The organism is Mesorhizobium sp. M7A.F.Ca.US.006.04.2.1, from assembly GCF_004022915.1.
Lineage (GTDB): Bacteria > Pseudomonadota > Alphaproteobacteria > Rhizobiales > Rhizobiaceae > Mesorhizobium > Mesorhizobium ciceri.
Map to the genome: position 1 here is coordinate 1 of NZ_RZQA01000962.1, position 2,171 is coordinate 2,171.

1 protein-coding gene and 1 pseudogene are annotated in these 2,171 nt (G+C 67.1%); both read right to left on the reverse strand.

The features are described from left to right. Window positions 1-263, reverse strand: a pseudogene (locus EN925_RS32855) (hypothetical protein); the annotation flags it as partial. A 140-nt stretch (window positions 264-403) separates the two neighbouring features. After that, window positions 404-2,005: an FGGY-family carbohydrate kinase gene (locus tag EN925_RS32860; protein ID WP_127369855.1), complete on the reverse strand. Its 1,602-nt coding sequence runs from the start codon at window positions 2,003-2,005 to the stop codon at window positions 404-406. Between the last annotated feature and the right edge of the window lie 166 nt (window positions 2,006-2,171).

Here is a 2,171-nt window from a genome sequence, read left to right on the forward strand (position 1 = left end):
GCATAGGCCGCGTCGCCGACATACGCGGTAAGCGCCCCTTCGAGGATGAAGACATGCTCTTCCTCGAAAATATGGTAATGCGCCGGCGAGGACTGCTTGCCAGCCGGAAGCTCCTCGATTGCCACGCCGACACGGTGTTTTTCGCCAAGGGCGGCCAGCGACAAATGCCGGTAGCGCAGGCCGAAGCGTGGCACGTCGGACCATTCCGTCCACGGCACCTCATCCGATGCGAATGGTAGCGGCGGTTTAGCTTCGTCCACCATTAGGGCCTCCTGGTCCTGTCGCCCTGCCCTCGTCGCGTGCTGCTAGAGGGTCCACGACAGAACAAAGCTGCCAGCTTCCGGCTAAACCGCCAAGCGGTGTTCGCTACGCTCCTGACATGGCTCGACAGGAGCCGCGCGCTTCAGCCTCGGATGGCCTTGCCCGCCTGCTGCAGCAATTCGAACGCCACGAAGCGTTTGGCATGCCAGCCGGCCAACGTAGGGTCAGGATGATAGACCTCGCCGAGTTCCGACATGCCGGCCATCGCCGCCGCCAGATCCTTGTAGGCACCGGCGGCGACCGCGCCCAGCATCGCCGAGCCGAGCAGCACCGGTTCCGGCGAGGTCGAGGCCACCACCACCATGCCTGTGGTGTCGGCCAGCAGTTGGCGCACCAGCGGGCTTTGGCCGGCGCCGCCACTGACCACGATGGTGTCGACGGGAATGCCCTTGTCATGCTCGGCCCGCACGATCTGGCGCGCGCCGTAGCCCAGCCCGCAGACCCCGGCGACATAGAGCCCGACCAGGCTGTCGAGGCTGGTGTCGAGATCGAGCCCGGCAATCAGCGCGCGCGCGTCCGGGTCGGCGAAAGGCGCGCGGTTGCCGAGGAACTCCGGCACGACATGGATGCCGCCGACCAGGGCCGGCGTGGCCGCGGCTCCATTGCGGCTTTGCGCCTGCAGCGACAGCCAGGCGCTGAGGCTGAGCCCCTCGGCTTGCGCTTTGGCGGTCGCTTCGCCGGCTGCAGGGTGCATGCGCACCAGATGATCAATCGCAGCACCAGCTGCCGACTGGCCGCCCTCGTTCAGCCACAGGCCCGGCACCATGGCCGAGAAATACGGACCCCAGACACCGTCGACGAAGGCCGGCTCGGCGGTCGACGACATGGTGCAGGCCGAGGTGCCGAAAACATAGGCCATGCGCGACAGCACGCTGCCGAAATCGCCGCGCGCGCCGACCGTGCCGACGCCCCCGGCATGCGCGTCGATCAGTCCGGCCGCCACCGCGGTGCCGGGGTTGAGACCAAGGTCTGCTGCTGCCTGCGCGGTCAATCCGCCGCCGAGTGCGGCACCGGCCGGCACGATCTCGGTGCCGATGCGCGCGAATGCCTCGTCGGCCAGCGCGCCGAGGCCGATCTTGCGGAAATACGTCTCGTCCCAGCGGCTCTCATGCGCCAGATAGGTCCATTTGCAGGTCACCGTGCAGACCGAACGGGCAAGGCTGCCGGTCGCCCGCCAGGTGAGGAAATCGGCGAGGTCCATGAACTGCCAGGCGGCGTCGAAAGTGGCGGGCAGGTTTTCGGCCAGCCACAGGAGTTTCGGCGTTTCCATCTCCGGCGAGATGACGCCGCCGACGTAGTTCAACACCGCCTCGCCACTGCGATTGATGCGGCGCGTCTGCTCGACCGCGCGATGATCCATCCAGACGATGATGTTGCGTTCCGGATTGGCGGACTTGCTTACCGGCAGCGGCACGCCGCCCTCGCCCAGCACCACCAGCGAACAGGTGGCGTCGAAGCCGATGCCGGCGATCGCCTCGGGCGCCACGCCCGATTGCGCGACCGCTTCACGCGTGGCCGCGCAAACCGCCCGCCAGATGTCGTTGCTCGACTGCTCGACAATGTCGCCGGCCTCGCGCCAGACCTCGATGTCCCGTTTGGCCGAGGCAAGCAGGTTTCCCGTGTGGTCGAACACCCCGGCCCGCGCGCTGCCGGTGCCGACGTCGATGCCGAGGAAGTGGGACATTGGGGGAAACCTTCGGTTTAGGGCAGTAGGGCAGTAGGGCAGTAAGGCAGTAAGGCAGTACGGGAATAGGGGGATGGTGGCTTGGCTCGGGCCCGGGCATTGAACGGCAGAGCAATCCTACTGCCCTACTGCCCTACTGCCCTACTGCCCTACTCCCCTACTCCCC